Annotated in this window: 21 protein-coding genes and 1 pseudogene (1 of these 22 only partly in view); 20 read left to right on the top strand and 2 right to left on the bottom strand. The window is 65.6% G+C overall.

The genetic code is table 11. The annotated features are described in order from the left end of the window. Nucleotides 1-62: 62 nt before the first annotated feature. The 12 genes from lptC (at nt 63) to SJY11_RS22345 (ending at nt 10956) form a co-directional block, all read left to right on the top strand. On the top strand, nt 63-821 hold the full coding sequence (lptC, locus tag SJY11_RS22400; RefSeq protein ID WP_376988932.1) for an LPS export ABC transporter periplasmic protein LptC: 759 nt from the start codon (nt 63-65) through the stop codon (nt 819-821). A gap of 2 nt (nt 822-823) precedes the next feature. Continuing rightward, nucleotides 824-1510 (top strand): LptA/OstA family protein, encoded by a 687-nt coding sequence (locus tag SJY11_RS22395; protein ID WP_376988931.1) that lies wholly within the window; start codon nt 824-826, stop codon nt 1508-1510. 154 nt (nt 1511-1664) lie between these two features. Next, nucleotides 1665-2462 (top strand): LPS export ABC transporter ATP-binding protein, encoded by a 798-nt coding sequence (gene lptB / locus SJY11_RS22390; RefSeq protein ID WP_376988930.1) that lies wholly within the window; start codon nt 1665-1667, stop codon nt 2460-2462. 222 nt (nt 2463-2684) lie between these two features. Then, nucleotides 2685-4214 (top strand): RNA polymerase factor sigma-54, encoded by a 1530-nt coding sequence (rpoN, locus tag SJY11_RS22385; protein ID WP_376988929.1) that lies wholly within the window; start codon nt 2685-2687, stop codon nt 4212-4214. Nucleotides 4215-4332: 118 nt separating this feature from the next. Continuing rightward, nucleotides 4333-4920, top strand: coding sequence for a ribosome hibernation-promoting factor, HPF/YfiA family (hpf, locus tag SJY11_RS22380; RefSeq protein ID WP_376988928.1), 588 nt, complete (start codon nt 4333-4335; stop codon nt 4918-4920). 83 nt (nt 4921-5003) lie between these two features. Beyond that, nucleotides 5004-5465: a PTS IIA-like nitrogen regulatory protein PtsN gene (gene ptsN, locus SJY11_RS22375; protein ID WP_326907169.1), complete on the top strand. Its 462-nt coding sequence runs from the start codon at nt 5004-5006 to the stop codon at nt 5463-5465. A 135-nt stretch (nt 5466-5600) separates the two neighbouring features. After that, a complete protein-coding gene (locus SJY11_RS22370) occupies nt 5601-7229 on the top strand; it encodes a fumarate hydratase (protein WP_376988927.1) in 1629 nt (542 codons plus the stop codon). Beyond that, the gene (locus SJY11_RS22365) at nt 7226-7573 is read left to right on the top strand and encodes a hypothetical protein (protein ID WP_376988926.1); all 348 of its coding nucleotides are present in this window, start codon (nt 7226-7228) and stop codon (nt 7571-7573) included. Before SJY11_RS22370 ends, SJY11_RS22365 begins: the two co-directional genes overlap by 4 nt. A gap of 41 nt (nt 7574-7614) precedes the next feature. Then, nucleotides 7615-8283, top strand: a complete 669-nt coding sequence (locus SJY11_RS22360; RefSeq protein ID WP_376988925.1) for an MBL fold metallo-hydrolase — start codon at nt 7615-7617, stop codon at nt 8281-8283. Between the two features lie 151 nt (nt 8284-8434). Continuing rightward, the gene (locus SJY11_RS22355) at nt 8435-9787 is read left to right on the top strand and encodes an IS1380 family transposase (RefSeq protein WP_376989394.1); all 1353 of its coding nucleotides are present in this window, start codon (nt 8435-8437) and stop codon (nt 9785-9787) included. Then, nucleotides 9781-10398 (top strand): YncE family protein, encoded by a 618-nt coding sequence (locus SJY11_RS22350; protein WP_376988924.1) that lies wholly within the window; start codon nt 9781-9783, stop codon nt 10396-10398. Before SJY11_RS22355 ends, SJY11_RS22350 begins: the two co-directional genes overlap by 7 nt. 201 nt (nt 10399-10599) lie before the next feature. Next, on the top strand, nt 10600-10956 hold the full coding sequence (locus tag SJY11_RS22345) for a hypothetical protein (RefSeq protein WP_376988923.1): 357 nt from the start codon (nt 10600-10602) through the stop codon (nt 10954-10956). A 241-nt stretch (nt 10957-11197) separates the two neighbouring features. Here SJY11_RS22345 and SJY11_RS22340 read toward each other — a convergent pair whose 3' ends face one another. Then, nucleotides 11198-11716, bottom strand: coding sequence for a DUF1993 domain-containing protein (locus tag SJY11_RS22340; RefSeq protein WP_376988922.1), 519 nt, complete (start codon nt 11714-11716; stop codon nt 11198-11200). A 91-nt stretch (nt 11717-11807) separates the two neighbouring features. Beyond that, nucleotides 11808-12377 carry an elongation factor P gene (gene efp, locus SJY11_RS22335; protein WP_326907158.1) on the bottom strand — a complete coding sequence of 190 codons (570 nt, stop codon included), beginning with the start codon at nt 12375-12377 and terminating at the stop codon, nt 11808-11810. 115 nt (nt 12378-12492) lie between these two features. Between efp and epmA the strand changes: the two genes are divergently transcribed. From epmA to SJY11_RS22295, 8 genes and pseudogenes are all read left to right on the top strand, one after another. Continuing rightward, nucleotides 12493-13557, top strand: coding sequence for an EF-P lysine aminoacylase EpmA (gene epmA / locus SJY11_RS22330; protein WP_376988921.1), 1065 nt, complete (start codon nt 12493-12495; stop codon nt 13555-13557). After that, nucleotides 13554-14620 (top strand): annotated as a pseudogene (locus SJY11_RS22325) (lysine-2,3-aminomutase-like protein). Before epmA ends, SJY11_RS22325 begins: the two are co-directional and overlap by 4 nt. 53 nt (nt 14621-14673) lie before the next feature. After that, nucleotides 14674-14919 (top strand): type II toxin-antitoxin system Phd/YefM family antitoxin, encoded by a 246-nt coding sequence (locus tag SJY11_RS22320; RefSeq protein WP_376988920.1) that lies wholly within the window; start codon nt 14674-14676, stop codon nt 14917-14919. Further along, nucleotides 14916-15302: a type II toxin-antitoxin system VapC family toxin gene (locus SJY11_RS22315; RefSeq protein ID WP_376988919.1), complete on the top strand. Its 387-nt coding sequence runs from the start codon at nt 14916-14918 to the stop codon at nt 15300-15302. Before SJY11_RS22320 ends, SJY11_RS22315 begins: the two co-directional genes overlap by 4 nt. 13 nt (nt 15303-15315) lie before the next feature. Then, the gene (locus SJY11_RS22310) at nt 15316-15960 is read left to right on the top strand and encodes a DsbA family oxidoreductase (RefSeq protein ID WP_376988918.1); all 645 of its coding nucleotides are present in this window, start codon (nt 15316-15318) and stop codon (nt 15958-15960) included. Between the two features lie 80 nt (nt 15961-16040). Beyond that, nucleotides 16041-16748 carry an orotidine-5'-phosphate decarboxylase gene (gene pyrF, locus SJY11_RS22305; protein WP_376988917.1) on the top strand — a complete coding sequence of 236 codons (708 nt, stop codon included), beginning with the start codon at nt 16041-16043 and terminating at the stop codon, nt 16746-16748. A gap of 37 nt (nt 16749-16785) precedes the next feature. Further along, nucleotides 16786-17073 carry a DUF1330 domain-containing protein gene (locus SJY11_RS22300; protein WP_069054014.1) on the top strand — a complete coding sequence of 96 codons (288 nt, stop codon included), beginning with the start codon at nt 16786-16788 and terminating at the stop codon, nt 17071-17073. 1 nt (nt 17074) lies between these two features. Then, nucleotides 17075-17119, top strand: partial view of a DUF1330 domain-containing protein gene (locus SJY11_RS22295; RefSeq protein ID WP_376988916.1) — the beginning only. The gene runs 264 nt beyond the window's last position; the window shows 45 of its 309 coding nt (coding positions 1-45); its start codon is at nt 17075-17077; the stop codon falls past the right edge of the window.

Raw genomic sequence — 17119 nt, 5'->3', positions numbered from 1 at the left:
GTGCGCCGTTCGACACGAAAAAGCCGTTAGCGACTGCCATTGCGCGGGGCATGACTGTGGCAATGACTTCTCATGACTGGCCGACGGCCCGCGTCGGCGTGCCGGGTGCAAGGCGTCAGGCCGCCTTCGGCGCGGCACGCCGGCACACCCGGCTCGTTCGCTTCCTGCGCCGGGCGATCCCCATCAGCGCGTCGGTGGCCGTGCTGGCCCTGATCGTGACGCCGTTCCTCAACCCGCTGAACGGGGTTGCGAGCCTGTCGCTGGGCGCGGTCGGCATCTCCGGCGGCAAGGTCAAGATGGATACGCCGCGGCTGTCGGGCTATCGCAAGGACAACCGCCCTTATGAGGTGACCGCGGAAGCGGCGCTTCAGGAAATCCGCAACCCGACGCAGGTCGAGTTGCAGACACTGACCGCTCGGCTCCAGATGGAGCGTGAGGGCTGGGTCACGGTCAACGCCAAGAGCGGCCTGTTCGATACGCAGAAGGAAAAGCTGCGGCTCGTCGACGACGTCCATGTCCGGACCGAGAACGGCCACGACATCCGCATGCGGACGGCCGATGTCGACTTCAAGGGCGGGACGGTCGTGTCGAAGGAGCCCGTCAAGGTCAGTCTGGGCACCACGACGGTCGATGCGGATTCGCTCGACGTGAAGGACAATGGCGCGCTGATCGTCTTCCAGGGGCGGGTTCGCGCCTATATTCCCAATGCGCCGGCCGGCACGATCGCCGGGCCCGAGCGCGAGGGCAGCACGCCTGCGCTCGAACTGCTCCGGCCGGCGCAGGCGGCGGTTGGTGATCAGAAGAACGGGACGGGACAGTGATCATGCAGGCAGCTTCTCCGCGCTCTCGGCCCGGCTTCTCCGGCGGACGTGTCGGCGCGTTCGCGGCAGCCTTCGCGATCCTGATGCTGGCCGCGGCCCCGCAGGAGGCGGCGGCGCAGGCGAAGGCACGCGGCGGCGCCGGGGCGAGCTCGCCGCTCGGCGGGCTGGGCGGCGACAGCAAGGAGCCGATCAAGATCGACGCCGACAAGCTCGATGTGCTCGACAAGGAAAACCGCGCGGTCTTCAGCGGCAATGTCGTGGCCGTGCAGGGCGAGACGACGGTGCGCTGCTCGATCATGACGGTGTTTTACGAGGGCCGCGGCGGCCAGGCCGCCGGCGCCAAGCCGGCGGCTGCGACGCCGGCCGCGGCGCCCGGCCAGGGCAATGACAGCTCGATCAAGCGCATCGAATGCAAGGGACCGGTGACCGTCGTCTCCAAGACGCAGGCCGCCACCTCCGACCACGCCGTCTTCGACCGCGCCAACAACACCGTGGTCATGACCGGCAACGTCGCGCTCAACGACGGCCCCAACATCACCCGGGGCGAAAAGTTGACCTACAACACGGTCACGGGCATCGCCAATGTCGAGACGACCAAGGGCGGTCGTGTCCAGGGCTTCTTCGTCCCGAACGCGGCTGAGGCCAACAAGGGCGCAGCCGGCGCCAAGCCCGCCACGCCGACCAACTGACAATCCGCTGCTTCGGCGCCGCGCGCCGGGGCCTCTTGCCGCAATCGACCCAGGCCAGGCCCAGTCCTCCACCGTGACGATCACCGACATGCCGGAATCCGAGACGGCGCCCGCCCCGTCGGCGCCTCCCATCCATCGCCGCGGGGCAGGGCTCATGAGCCGCCTGTTCGGCCGCTCCGCTGCGGCCGAGTCGCCGTCGCCGGCGACGGACGCCGTTGCCATCGGCGGTCAGGGCATTCTCGCCGTCAGCGGGCTCCGCAAGAGCTATGGCGGGCGTACCGTCGTCAGCGACGCCAGCCTTTATCTCCGCCAGGGCGAGGCGGTCGGCCTGCTCGGGCCCAACGGCGCGGGCAAGACCACGATCTTCTACATGATCACCGGTCTGGTCGCCGCCGATCTCGGCACCATCTCGCTCGAAGGCAACGACATCACGCAGCTGCCGATGTATCAGCGCGCGCGACTGGGCATCGGCTACCTGCCACAGGAGGCCTCCATTTTCCGGGGCCTGAGCGTCGAGGACAACATTCGCGCGGTGCTCGAAGTGGTCGAGCCCGATCGCCGCGAGCGCGAGCGCCAGCTCGACCAGCTGCTCGAGGAGTTCACCATCGCGCGCCTGCGCAAGGCACCCTCGATCGCGCTGTCGGGCGGCGAACGGCGGCGCTGCGAGATCGCGCGTGCGCTGGCCGGGAAGCCCTCCTTCATCCTGCTGGACGAGCCCTTCGCTGGCATCGACCCGATCGCGGTCGGCGACATCCAGGCCCTGGTGCGGCAGCTGACCGATCGCGGCATCGGCGTCCTGATCACCGATCACAACGTCCGCGAAACGCTCGGCCTCGTCGATCGCGCCTACATCATCCATTCGGGACGTGTGTTGACCGAAGGCTCTCCGGCCGAGATCATCGCAAATCCCGATGTGCGGCGCGTCTATCTGGGCGAGGATTTCCGCCTCTAGCCGCCAGACGCCGCCGCCTTCGCGGGCCGGCCCTGCTGACCGCTCTGCCGGCTCCGGTCGAAAGCCCGATTTCGCACTTGCGCAATTTTGTTGCAGCGCATTAACCTCGCGGCGTCATGACGGAGCGAGGCCTTTGACGCGCGGGCGGGACAGCGCTAGGCTCCTCTTCCAAAGCAAGAAGCGTGCCGTTCCTGGCCCGCGGAATGGGAAGGTGGCGAGCGCATGGCGATGATGCCGCGCATGGAGCTGCGCCAGGGTCAGTCCCTGGTGATGACGCCGCAGCTGCTGCAGGCGATCAAGCTTCTGCAATTGTCGCATCTCGAACTCCAGAATTTCGTCGAGGGTGAGCTCGAGCGCAATCCGCTGCTCGAGCGCGACGACACCACCGACGGGCCCCTCCAGAGCCAATCGGCAGAAGGCTCTCACGCCGCCGACGCGGAGAGCTACGAGCGGGCGGAAAGCCTGAACAGCCAGGAGGGCATGGAAAACCGCCTCGGCACCGGCCTCGACAACGTCTTCCAGAGCGAGCAGCCGACCGTCGCCCGCCTCGAGAGCAGCGGGGCCGACAGCCTGCCGATCATCGGCGGCGCCTATGGCGGCTCCGGCGGCTCCTTCGAGGAGGGGCCGGACGGGTTCGAAAGCAGCCTCGCAGCCGAGGCATCCCTGCACGATCACCTCAGCGCCCAGCTCGATCTCGCCGTCCACGACCCCGCCGAGCGGCTGATCGGCCGGCATCTGATCGATGCCGTCGACGATGCCGGCTATCTGGGCGAGCCCGTTCCCGACATCGCCGAGCGGCTCGGCGTCTCCGTCGCGCGCGTCGGAGATGTGCTGCGCATCGTCCAGGGCTTCGACCCATCGGGGGTCGCGGCGCGCGACGTCGCCGAGTGCCTGTCGATCCAGCTGCGCGACCGCGACCGGTTCGATCCCGCGATGCAGGCCCTCGTCGCCAATCTCCACCTCGTGGCCAAGCGCGATTTCGCCGCCCTGAAGCGGCTCTGCGGCGTCGATGACGAGGACATCGCCGACATGGTCGCCGAGATCCGGCGCCTCGATCCGAAGCCGGGTCGAGGTTTCGGTGGCTCGACGGCCGAGACGGTGGTCCCGGACGTCTTCATCCGGGCCGCTCCGGACGGTTCCTGGCTGGTCGATCTCAACCCCGACACGCTGCCCCGCGTGCTGATCAACCAGACCTACCATGCGCGCGTCTCCAAGGCGGTGCGCAGCGACGAGGAGAAGGCCTTCATCGCCGAATGCCTGCAGACGGCCAACTGGCTGACGCGCTCGCTCGAACAGCGGGCCAGGACCATCCTGAAGGTCGCCAGCGAGATCGTGCGCCAGCAGGACGGCTTCTTTGCCCATGGCGTCGAGCATCTCCGCCCGCTCAACCTGAAGACCGTCGCGGATGCGATCGGGATGCACGAATCCACCGTCTCGCGCGTGACCTCGAACAAATATCTGATCTGCTCGCGCGGGGTCTTCGAGATGAAGTACTTTTTCTCCGCCGCGATCGCCGCCACCGGCTATGGCGAGGCGCATTCGGCGGAGGCTGTGCGCTTCCGCATCCGGCAGATGATCGACGACGAGGCCCCCGCCGACGTGCTCTCCGATGACGCGATCGTCGCTCGCCTGAAGGAGGGCGGTATCGACATCGCCCGCCGCACCGTCGCGAAATACCGCGAATCCCTTCGGATTCCGTCCTCCATGGAGCGCCGGCGCGAGAAGATCGCGATGGCGATGGGCAGCCGCTGATCGTGCCGTGCCACCGTCGCGACGGCTTTGGGCCATATCATTGACAGACGTGGTAGCGAGTTCTTAGCTCCCTAAGACGGTCGATGTCCTGACCGTGGCTAACAAGGGGAAGCACTCCATGAGCTTGCGAATCTCCGGCAAGAACCTCGATGTCGGCGAGGCCCTGCGGGGCCAGGCCGAGGCCCGTGTCGCCGCCGCTCTCGGCAAATATTACGAAGGTGGCTACCAGGGCCATGTGACCGTCGGCAAGGACGGGACGGCGTTCAAGACGGACGGCGTGCTGCATCTGTCGTCGGGCATCACGCTCGAGGCGTCCGGCACGGCGCACGATGCCTATGCCAGCCTCGACAAGATGGCGGAGCGCATCGAGAAGCGGCTGCGTCGCTACAAGCGACGGCTCAAGGATCGCTCGGCATCCGCCAATGGCCGTGAGCCGGGCGTGGAAATCCCCAGCTATGTGATCGCGGCTCCCGATGAGGAAATCGAAGAGCTCGAGGTCGATGGTGCCGGCGACAACCCGGTTATCGTCGCGGAATCCACCAAATCGCTGCATGTCATGACGGTAAGCGACGCCGTCGCGGAGCTCGATCTGACCGGCGCGCCGGTCGTGATGTTCCGTCATGCTGGCCATGGACGGATGAACGTCGTATACCGCCGACGCGACGGCAATATCGGCTGGATCGATCCTCCCGCGTCGCTGTCATAGGTCTGGCGGAGTTCCGCGCGGCCCCGAACCTTGACCCTGCCGCATGTTGGTATGAGCGGCATGGGACATGCATGGACTGGCGCATGACGCTGATCGATCTCCTGAGCCCCGCGGCGGTGATTTCCCCGCTGCGGGCCAACGGCAAGAAGCAGGCCTTGCTGGAGCTGGCCCAGCATGCCGCGCAGATGACCGGCCTGCCCGAGCGCGACCTGTTCGAGTCGTTGCTCCAGCGCGAGCGTCTTGGCTCGACGGGCATCGGTGAGGGCATCGCAATTCCTCATGGTCGGATGGCCGGGATCGACCGACTCGTCGGGCTGTTCGCCAAGGCCGAAAAGCCGATCGACTTCGACGCGCTCGACGGGCAGCCCGTCGACATCGTCTTCGTGCTCATTGCACCAGAAGGCGCCGGCGCCGATCATCTGAAGGCGCTCGCCCGCGTCGCCCGCGTGCTGCGCAACCCGTCGGTCCTCGAACAGGTGCGTGCCGTTCGCGACCCCGAGGCGATCTACGCGATCCTCTCGGACTCGGCGGCGCAGGCGGCCTGAGCGCGGCGCTGCCGAGGGCGGGCAACACGCTCCCGCTGTCTTGCATTTGACCAGATCGCAACATCGGCTATTCGCTTGCGCGAAGCTCCCGCTCGCAAGGCGAGGGGAACGTCGTTGCATGCCGGAGTGCCGCCGATGGCCTATACCCATGTCGATCTCTTCCCGCTCGGACCGGACGAGACGCCCTATCGCCATCTCGGCAGCGAGGGCGTCTCCGTCGAGCGGATCGGCGACCGCGAAGTGCTGAACGTCTCCCGCGAGGCGATCCGCCGCCTCAGCGAGCAGGCCTTCATCGACATCAACCATCTGCTGCGGCCGGGCCATCTCGCCCAGCTCGGCAAGATCCTCGACGATCCCGAGGCGACCTCGAACGACAAGTTCGTCGCCTATGACCTCTTGAAGAACGCCAACATCGCCGCCGGCGGCGTGCTGCCGATGTGCCAGGACACCGGCACCGCCATCATCATGGGCAAGAAGGGCCGTCTCGTCTGGACCGAGGGCGAGGACGAGCAGGCCTTGGGCGAGGGCGTCGCCGATGCCTATTTCAAGCGCAATCTGCGCTATTCCCAGGTCGCCCCGCTGTCGATGTTCGAGGAGAAGAACACCGCCACCAACCTCCCGGCGCAGATCGACATCTACGCCGAAGGCAAGGGCCATGGCGAGGACGCCTACAAGTTCCTCTTCGTCGCCAAGGGCGGCGGCTCGGCCAACAAGACCTTCCTCTTCCAGGCGACGCCGTCCCTGCTGACGAAGGAGCGCATGATCGCCTTTCTGAAGGAGAAAATCCTGACGCTAGGCACTGCCGCCTGCCCGCCCTATCACCTCGCCATCGTCATCGGCGGCACCTCGGCCGAGCAGAACCTGAAGACCGTGAAGCTCGCCTCGACGAAATACCTCGACGCGCTGCCGACGGAAGGGTCGCCGAGCGGCCACGCCTTCCGCGACCTCGCCATGGAGGAGGAGATCCACAAGCTCACGCAGTCGCTGGGCGTCGGCGCGCAGTTCGGCGGCAAATACTTCTGCCATGACGTGCGCGTAATCCGCCTGCCGCGCCATGGCGCCTCGCTGCCGATCGGGCTCGGCGTCTCCTGCTCGGCCGACCGCCAGGCCAAGGGCAAGATCACCCGGGATGGAATCTTCCTCGAGGCGCTCGAGACCGATCCGTCGAAATACCTGCCGGAGGTCGAGGACGCGTCCCTCGGTGGAGACGTGGTCAAGGTCGATCTCAACCGGCCGATGAGCGAGATTCTGGCGACGCTGACGAAGTATCCGGTCAAGACGCGGCTCTCGCTGACCGGCACGATCATCGTCGCCCGCGATTCCGCCCATGCCAAGATCCGCGAGCGGCTCGAAAGCGGGCAGGGCATGCCCGACTATCTCAAGAACCACCCGGTCTACTATGCAGGCCCCGCCAAGACGCCCGACGGCATGGCCTCGGGCTCGTTTGGGCCCACCACGGCCGGGCGCATGGACTCCTTCGTCGATCAGTTCCAGTCCTTCGGCGGGTCGATGGTGATGCTCGCCAAGGGCAACCGTTCCGCGGCGGTGCGCGAAGCCTGCAAGACCCATGGCGGCTTCTATCTCGGCTCGATCGGCGGCCCGGCCGCCCGGCTGGCACAGGACTGCATCCGCAAGGTCGAGGTGCTCGAATATCCCGAGCTCGGCATGGAGGCCGTCTGGCGCATCGAGGTCGAGGATTTCCCGGCCTTCATCGTCATCGACGACAAGGGCAACGACTTCTTCAAGGAGCTGAATCTCGGATGAGGCGGCTTCTCTTTGCCGGAGCCGCTACGCTGGGCCTGCTGCCGGCGCTGCTCGCCGCAGCCGAGACCGCTGTGGCACAGGGCCGACCCGCGACCTGCACGCGCGATCTCTTCCAGAACGAGGCCGCGCTGCGCCGGCAGCAGACGCGGCTCGCCGCCGTCGCCAATGCCGACATCGCCAGCCAGTGCCGGACCTGGCGCGAGCATCTCGGCTTCCTGCAGAACGCCCGCGCCGTCTTCGCGACCTGCCAGACCGGAGCCGAGCGCGCGCAGAACGTCGCGACGATGGATTCGGACCTGGCCGACTACCGCGCGCTGATCGCAGACCGCTGTGGCAGGCGCTGACGAAACGGGCGAGGCGCCGTCGCGTCTCGCTGCCGACATCGATGGAGACGCCCGTGACCGACCAGCCGCAGACACCGCTCCAGATCGCCGTCATTCCCGTGACGCCGTTCCAGCAGAACTGCTCGATCCTCTGGTGCACGAAGACCATGCAGGCCGTCATCGTCGATCCCGGCGGAGACGTGGTGCTCATCCGCGGGGCCCTCAAGGAGGTCGGCGTCACGCCGGTCGCGATCTGGCTGACGCATGGCCATCTCAACCATGCCGGAGGTGCTGCGGAACTGGCCGAAGCGCTTTCGGTGCCCGTGATCGGGCCGCATCAGGCCGACAAATTCCTGCTGGACGAGTTGCCCACCGCGGGCTTGCGCTTCGACATCCGCGACATGCGCGCGGTGACGCCGTCGCGCTGGCTCGCCGAGGGCGACGAGGTCAAGGTCGGCGACGTGGCCTTCTCGGTGCTGCACGTGCCCGGCCACACGCCGGGCCACATCACCTTCTTCCAGAAGGATCTGCGCTTCCTGCTCGCCGGCGACACCGTCTTCGCCGGCTCGGTTGGCCGCACCGATTTTCCTTATGGCAGCCACGAGACCCTGATCGCGGGAATCCGGAACAAGCTCCTGCCGCTCGGCGACGATGTGCAGTTCCTGCCGGGCCACGGGCCTGCGAGCACGCTCGGCGATGAGCGGACCAACAATCAGTTCCTGACGGATTAGGCAAAGAGGCCCGGAGCTCGGCGATGGCCAACGCAATGCTGATCGGTAAGACAGTACCCCGCATTTCCCAGATAGCCGCGCCAATTCATGACGAAGACCGAAGATTATGATATAAGAATCAATGTGTTGTAGGTTTTTGGAGCGGCTGGTCATTGAGGTTGTGCCGGGTGAACTGGAAACGGGCAATCTGCGGGTCGCTTTCGACCGCCGCATCAAGCTGGAGTTCCATGGATCACGGGTCACGTCGGATGCCGGGTTGCTCGCCTTCCGGGAACTGGACGATGCCCTTGGCTTGACCGAGATGGCCGGGCAAGTGCTGGCCGACTTGAGGACCGGCAAGAACAATCGCCACACCCTGACGGCGCAATTCCGGCAATCGGTGTTCGGCCGCCTTGCCGGGTACGAGGATGTCAATGACGCCGACCGCCTGGGCCATGACCCGGCGATGCGCTGGATCGTTGGCGGCAGGGCAGTGACCAAGGAGGCAGCGTCGACTAGCCAGATGGGGCGCTTCGAGACCGAGGTGCTGACCGGCAAGGCCAACCTAGCCGCCCTGGCGGACCTGTCGGGGACGTGGATTGACGCCGTTCATGCCCGCCGCCTGAGGAATGTCGTGGTGCTCGACATGGACTCGAGCGTCAGCCCAACCTACGGCAAGCAGGAAGGCGCCGCTTACAACGGCCACTTTGGCTGCACCTGCTACCACCCGCTGTTCGTCTTCAACCAGTTCGGCGATCTGGAGCGGGCCAAGCTGCGTTCCGGCAACGTCCACAGCGCCGACGACTTGCGTTCGGTGCTGGAACCCGTGGTGGCGCGCTATCGGGACAGGACCAAGCGGCGGTTCTTCCGCGGCGATGCCGCCTTCGCCCTGCCCGACCTGTACGACTACCTGGAAGCCGAAGGCTACAAATACACCATCCGCCTCAAGGCCAATGCCGTTCTTCAGGGCCACATCGCCTACCTGCTAAAGCGCCCCATCGGACGCCCGCCCATGCATGTCCAGCGGTTCCATGCCAGCTTCAGCTATCGGGCCGGATCGTGGAGCCGGAAACGGCGCGTGGTCGCCAAGGTGGAATGGCATCCCGGCGAACTCTATCCCCGTGTCGGGTTCATCGTCACCAACCTGACCCGGCCCGCGAACCGCATCGTCGCCTTCTACAACCAGCGCGGCACGGCGGAGCAGTGGATCAAAGAAGGCAAGAACGCGGTGAAGTGGACGCGGCTGTCCTGCGGCACGATGAAGGCCAACGCCGTGCGGCTCCAGCTTCACGCCCTGGCCTACAACCTGTGCAACTTCCTGCGCACGCTCGCACTGCCGGAGGAGATGGAATGCTGGTCGCTGACCACGATCCGCGAGAAGGTGGTGAAGATCGGCGCGAAGGTGATTGCCCACGCGCGCTACGCCGTCTTCCAGATGGCCGAAGTGGCTGCGCCCCGTCACTTGTTCCGGCGCATCCTCGACATGATCGACGATTTGCGGCGAAGAGAACCAACGCCATGCTGACGGCTGGAAGCGGTCGTACGACGCAGGCGACAGGTGAAGTCCGCCCTCACTGTGGCAAAATCAGCAAGAAACGCACAACTGGGGCGTGGTATCGCGGTCTGAACGCGATTCTGCTGCGACGGACGTTGTCGTTACGCGCTTCCCGCTTCAAAGAGGACCAAAGCTGGGCTATTCTGCCGTCAATCGGAGCCGGAAGGGCCGCCTATCTGGGAAATATCGGCTATATCGTCCGACTCGATACCGGCGAATTCGTCGCTAAGTTCAAGTCCGGCAACATTTGCTACACCACGCCGCTGATCAGCCATGGTCGGGTCTTCTGCGGCTCGGGCGACAAGTACCTCTACGTCATTGATCTCGATAGCTTGTCGCTCGTCGAAAAGCTCTATTGCGGCTCGCGTCTCTATAGCTCGCCGCGTTTGAATAACGGCGTCGTCGGATTGGGCAGCAATGGCGGGATCTATCGCGAGATCGATCCGCTGACGCTCGCGCCGCAAAACTATCTGCAGGTGCCTGATGCCATAACCAATGTCGTCAACATCAGCGATGACGGAAACACAATATATGTCCCCATTTATATGAACGAAACTTACGCGTTCCGACGGGTAGCGTAGGGATGGAATCTGAAATATGAGAAGATACTTTGGTGGAATAATTCTAATTCTGATTTCAGTGCTTGTGTATCTCTTTTCGAGAGAAAATTATGATATAATTCCACTTTGGAATACAATTCCAAGTGTTATTATATTTCTACTTGGTGTTTTTGTCTTTGTTTCTGAGATAATTCGTGGTCGGTTGGGGAACGGGGTGTATAGATGACGAATCCGGGAGTACTGTCGACCGTCTCTGCATTGATAATCGGCGCTCTAGCTTTTTCGTTATGGCCGAGCCGGGAGCTGTCGAAATTGAATCCTGAGTCGATCCGGGGTTTCGAGGCTCTCGCAAAAACTGGGCGACTTCATTGCTTTGCGCCGCAGCATTACAGCTTTGCCGAGGTCGAGCGCGTGAATTCGCAGGCGGAGACGCGTCTCAGGGCGCTCGTTCCGAAAGACATTGTCGAGGCGCGCAACGTCGACGATATCTATTCCATCGTCAGTGTTATGGATGGAAAGGGCGTCTACATCCGCTACTTTGGCTATAACGCACTCGCTGACACGTCTGTGTGTTGGTAATTGCAAGACAGGTCCGGAAAACGAAAAGACCCGCAGCGGATGTCCGCTACGGGCCTTGGAAGAACCAACGGCCATGTCCTGAACGGGTGCGCGTACATCCGGCGTCAAACGTTCGGCTCATGGCCGTCTTCTGCGGCGCTGGAGGACTGTGGAACGCCCTCGACATCGCCGTGATCGTCATATGGAGGCGGCCTGTGTCGAATTCAAGGCCGCTCCGCGTTTCAGTTTGGGGAGCCTGCCCTCAGGCGTCGAGAACGCCGAGCAGGAAGTCCTGCTTGCCGATCTGGATGCCGTTCTTGCGCAGGATCGCGTACGCGGTCGTGGCGTGGAAATAGAAGTTCGGCACGGCGAAGCGGGTGAGATAGGCCTCGCCGCGCATCGTCATGGTCGCGTTCTGGCCGCGCGGGAAGGTGACGTCGCGCGCCACGCCGGCTTCGAAGGCGGCCTCATCGATGCCCTCGACGAAGGCGAGTACCTTGGCGATGCGGGCCTTCAGCTCGTCGAAGCTCTTCTCGTCGTCGGGGTGCTTGGGGTTGTCGCCGCCGACGAGCCGGGCCGCCGCGTTCTTGGCGAAGTCGCAGGCGAGCTGGATCTGGCGCGAGAACGGCAGCATGTCCGGGGCCAGCCGCGCCTGCAGCAGCACCTCCGGCTGAATCTTGCGGGCCGCCGCCTGCTCGACGGTCTTGTCGAGAATGGCGTCGAGGGCCTTGAGCGTCTGGACGAAACCGGTCAGGGCGGCGGAGCGGGCGGTGATGGTCATGGGCGATCCTCGGAAACGAAAACGGGCCCGGAAAGGGCCCGCCGCATCGCCGATATAAGCATGCTTCCGGTGTTTGCACCGGCCGCCGAAATCAATCCTTGGCGCGCTCCACATAGGAGCCGTCTTCCGTCAGCACGACGATGCGAACGCCGGGGCCGATATGCGGCGGCACCGCGGTGCGCACGCCGTTCACCAGCATCGCGGGCTTGTAGGAGGAGGAGGCGGTCTGGCCCTTGGTCACCGGCTCCGTCTCGGCGACCTCGACGGTCACGCGCTGCGGCAGCTCGATCGCCACGGCCTTGTCCTCGAACACCGAGAGCGAGACCTTCATGCCTTCCTGCAGATAGGGAGCCATGGTGCCGACCACCTCGCCATCGACATTGATCTGGTCGAAGGTCTCGGGGTTCATGAACACGTACTGCTCGCCGTCCTGGTAGAGATAGGTGAAGTCGCGGTCCTCGACATAGGCGCGCTCGACCTGCTCGGTCGTCTTGTAGCGCTGCGTCATCTTCACGCCGTCGGAGATGCGACGCATGTCGATCTGCGTCGTCGGCGTGCCCTTGCCGGGGAAGAAGCTCTCGGCCGACAGGACCGAGCAGAGATGACCGTCGAGCTCGAGCACATTGCCCTTGCGAACGGAGGATGCGATGACCTTGACCACGTGACTTGTCCTTGAGCTGGCGCCGCGCCATGGCGCCCTTGGCGAAATCCTTGCCGCGCCACTACCGCATTCGCAGGCGAAACGGAAGCTTGCCGACGTTTTTGAACCCGAGACGATGACATACGCTCTTCCGCCGTTCTGGCGGCCCGACATCCATGCCGACCGTCGCCCGGCGCTTCTGGCGCGCGGCCGCATCAGGGCGGCGCTGCGCCGCTGGTTCGAGGCGCGCGACTTCGTCGAGGTCGAGGCCGCGATCCTGCAGGTCTCGCCGGGCAACGAGACGCATCTGCACGGCTTCGCCACCACGCTGATCGACGATGGCGGGGCCCGGCATCCCTATTACCTGCACACCTCGCCCGAATTCGCCGCCAAGAAGCTGCTGGCCGCCGGCGAGCCCCGCATCTTCGATTTCGCCCGCGTCTTCCGCAACCGCGAGCGTTCCGCGCTGCATCACCCCGAATTCACGATGCTGGAATGGTATCGCGCGGGCGAGGGCTATGAGACGCTGATGCGGGACGCGGCCGACCTCCTCGCCGAGGCGGCGCGCGCCGCAGGCGTGACGTGCCTGCACTGGCGCGGCATCGAGGCCGATCCCTTCGCGCAGCCCGAACGGCTGACGCTTCAGGACGCCTTCCAGCGTCACGCCGGCATCGACCTGCTGCGCACCGTCACCGCCGACAACGATGTCGACCGGGGCGGGCTCGCCGCAGATGCGGCCGAAGCCGGTATCCGGGTCACCGATGACGACAGCTGGTCGGACATCTTCAGCCGCATCCTCTCCGAGCGGATCGAGCCGCATCTCGGCCGGGGGCGGGCCACCATCCTGTGCGAATACCCGATCTCGGAAGCCGCACTCGCGCGGCCGAAGCCCGGCGATCCGCGCGTCTCCGAGCGCTTCGAGCTCTATGCCTGCGGCGTCGAGCTGGCGAATGCGTTCGGGGAGCTGACCGATCCGGCCGAGCAGCGCCGGCGCTTCGAGGGCGACATGGATGAGAAGGAGCGCATCTATGGTGAGCGCTATCCCGTCGACGAGGATTTCCTGAGCGCGCTCGCCGCGATGCCGCAGGCCAGCGGCATCGCGCTGGGCTTCGATCGCCTCGTCATGCTCTGCACCGGCGCCCGCCGGATCGAGGATGTGCTCTGGACGCCGGTGGCGGAACCGGGCAGGGGAGCGGCATGACCCTTCACCAGCCTCCCGGCGGACAGCCGCTGCGCAGCGTTGGGGCTCTCATTGAGGCCGGCCTCGTCGCGCCCGGGGCACGTGATGCGCTGGAGGCCGTGGCTGCGCGCTACGCCGTCTCGGTGACGCCGGCCATGGCCGCGCTGATCGACCCGGCCGATCCTGCCGACCCGATCGCGCGCCAGTTCGTCCCGGATCCGGCCGAACTCGTCACGCTGCCGCAGGAGCGCGCCGATCCGATCGGCGACGAGGCCCACTCGCCGGTCGAGGGCGTGGTGCATCGTTATCCCGACCGCGCCCTGCTCAAGCTCGTCCATGCCTGCCCGGTCTATTGCCGCTTCTGCTTCCGCCGCGAGATGGTCGGCCCCGGCGGCGACGCGCTCACAGGGGGAAGCTCGAGGCGGCGCTGGCCTATCTCGCCGATCATCCCGAAATCTGGGAGGTCATCATGACGGGCGGCGATCCGCTGATCCTGTCGGCCAGGCGGGTGCGGGAGGTGGCGCAGCGTCTCGGCGCGATCGACCATATCAAGGTCGCGCGCTGGCACACCCGCGTGCCGATGGTCGAGCCCGACCGGATCACGGCCGATTATGCCGCCGCGCTGCGGATCCCGGGCAAGGCGAGCTATGTCGCCATCCATGCCAATCACCCGCGCGAGTTTACGCCTGCGGCTCGGGCTGCGCTGGCGCGGCTGGCGGATGCCGGCCATGTCCTGATCAGCCAGAGCGTCCTGCTGAAAGGGGTGAATGCCGATACTGCGACGCTCGCTGCCCTCATGCGTGCCTTCGTCGAGAACCGCGTGAAGCCCTATTATCTGCACCATCCGGACTTCGCGCCCGGCACGGCGGCGTTCCGGCTCTCGCTGGAGGAGGGGCAGGCCCTCGTCAAAAGCCTGCGAGGCCATCTGTCAGGACTGTGCCAGCCGACCTATATCCTGGATATCCCCGGCGGGGCGGGAAAGATCCCCGTCGGCCCCGCCTTTCTCTCGGTCTGCGAGACGCCCGGCGCCGAGGCTTTCGCAGAGGACCGCCATGGCGAGCGGCACCTCTATCCGCCGGTTTGAAGACAACAGCTGCTCTGGTAAACTAACTCAATTGAACTAACCTGGGGTCGGCCATGGAGAAGGTGAACATCCACGACGCGAAGACGCATCTGTCGCGTCTGGTCGACCGCGCCGCGAAGGGCGAGGCCTTCATCATCGCCAAGGCGGGGAAGCCCATGGTCAAGGTCGTTCCGCTGGAGCCGATCGAGGCCAAGCCGCTCCGACGCACCGGTTTCATGGTCGGGCAAATGACGGTGCCTGATGATTTCGATGAGATGGGGCGCGAAGAGATCGAAGCCATGTTCAACGGGCGCTCGTGAAGGCGCTCCTCGACACGCACCTCCTGCTTTGGAACGCGGGGCGACCCGACCGGCTGTCGGCAGAAGCGCGACGCGTGATCGACGCTCCCGAGAACGAATTGTTTTTCAGCGCCGCGAGCCTTTGGGAGATTGCGATCAAGACCAGCCTCGGCCGAAGTGACTTTTGCGTCGATGCGCGCGTCCTGAGACGCGGCCTGCTCGACCATGGTTTCGCCGAATTGCCGATCACGGGCGAGCATGCGGTTGCGATCGACGGATTGCCGCCGATCCACAGGGATCCGTTCGATCGCATCCTGGTCGCCCAGGCCAGGGTCGAAGGGATCACGCTGGTGACGTCCGACAGCGCGATGGCCCGCTATGGCGGCGCGATCCAGAAGGTTTAAGAAGGAAACCACCATGAAAGAGAAACTGCCCATCGCGATCGTCTCCGATCTCGCCTGCCCCTGGTGCTTCATCGGCAAGGCGCGGCTGGAGAAGGCGCTGGAGAACCATGGCCTGACCGAGCGCGTCGCCATCACCTGGCTGCCCTATGAGCTCAACCCCGACATGCCGGCCGAAGGCATGGACCGCACCGCCTATCTCGATGCCAAGTTCGGCGCTGGCAAGCGCAAGGAGATCGAGATCCGCCTGTCGGAAGCGGCGCTCGAAAGCGGCGTCACCTTCAACTGGGCGCGCGTGACGAAGAGCGTCAACACCCGCATGGCCCATATGCTGGTCGCGGCCGCCTCGACCGTGCAGCGCGGCACCGAGATGAAGGCGGCGCTGCTCAAGGCCTATTGGCAGGACGGCCGCGACATCGGCGATCTCGACACGCTCGTCGCCATTGCCGGCGAGCAGGGCTTTGACGAGCAGGCCGCGCGCGACGAACTGACCAATGAGGAGCTGCGCGAGACCGTGATCGGGCTCGAGGCGCACGCCCAGCAGGTCGGCGTCACCGGCGTTCCGTTCTTCATCATCGACGGCAAGCTCGCGGTCTCCGGCGCACAGACCGGCGATGTCTGGGCCCAGGTCTTCAGGCAGGTGCTGAGCGACGCGGCCTGAGCGAAGGGGGCTCGCAGGGCGCGCGACCTTGCGCCGGCGCCCGAATCATGGCCCATCCCCGCAAACAGCGGGAGTGGGCCATGACCCGGAAGATCAACGACCTGCGCGACCGCATGATCGTCGCGCTCGACGTGCCGACGATCTGGGACGCCTATCGCATCGTCTCGCAACTCGGTGACTCCGCGAGCTTCTACAAGATCGGCTACGCGCTGGCCTTCGCCGGCGGCCTGCAACTCACCCAGCAACTGGTGGCCGAGGGCAAGAAGGTCTTCCTCGACCTGAAGCTGCACGACATCGGCAACACGGTGACCGAGGGCGTCGCCTCCCTCAGCAATCTCGGCGTCGACCTGCTCACGGTCCACGCCTACCCCCAGACCATGCGCGGCGCCGTCGAGGGGCGCGACGGGGCGGATCTGAAGCTCCTCGCGGTCACCGCGCTGACCTCCTATGACGACGGCGATCTGCGCGATGCCGGTTATGGGCTGGCGGTGCGTGACCTCGTGCGCCTGCGTGCCGAGCAGGCCCGTACCGCCGGCATCGACGGCATCGTCTGCTCGGCGGCCGAGACCGAGATCGTCCGCGACGTCATCGGCTCCGACATGCTGATCGTGACGCCGGGCATCCGGCCCGCCGGCAGCGCGGCCGGCGACCAGAAGCGCACGCTCACTCCCGGCGAGGCGATCCGCGCCGGCGTGGATCATCTCGTCGTCGGGCGTCCCATCATTCGCGCAGCCGACCCGCGTGGGGCGGCGGCCGCGATCATGGACGAGATCGCGGCGGCCTCCTAAGTTCGCGCTCCAGTCGATCTCTCAGAGGATTCGGATCATGCCCAAGGGATATGTCGTGGCGCGCGCCAAGGTCTCCAATGCGACGCAATGGGCGGCCTATGCGGCGAAGGCCTCCGAAGCCATTCGCAAATATGGCGGCACGCCTCTGGTCCGCGGCGGCATGATGACCGTGGCGGAGGGCGAAGGCCGGGCCCGCAACGTCGTCATCGAGTTCGAGAGCTTCGAGGCCGCCAAGGCCTATGCGATGTCGCAGGACTATGCCGAGGCCCGCAAGCTGCGTGAGGGCGCCGGCGAGATCGATATCGTCGTGGTCGAGGGCGTCTGACATGGCCAAGGGCTACTGGATCGCGCGCGTCGACGTCGACAACGAA

This window comes from Allobosea sp. R86505, assembly GCF_042466375.1.
Classification (GTDB): Bacteria; Pseudomonadota; Alphaproteobacteria; order Rhizobiales; family Beijerinckiaceae; genus Allobosea.
The sequence above is the reverse complement of the archived record's forward strand: the minus strand, read 5'-3'. Positions and strand labels throughout refer to the sequence as shown.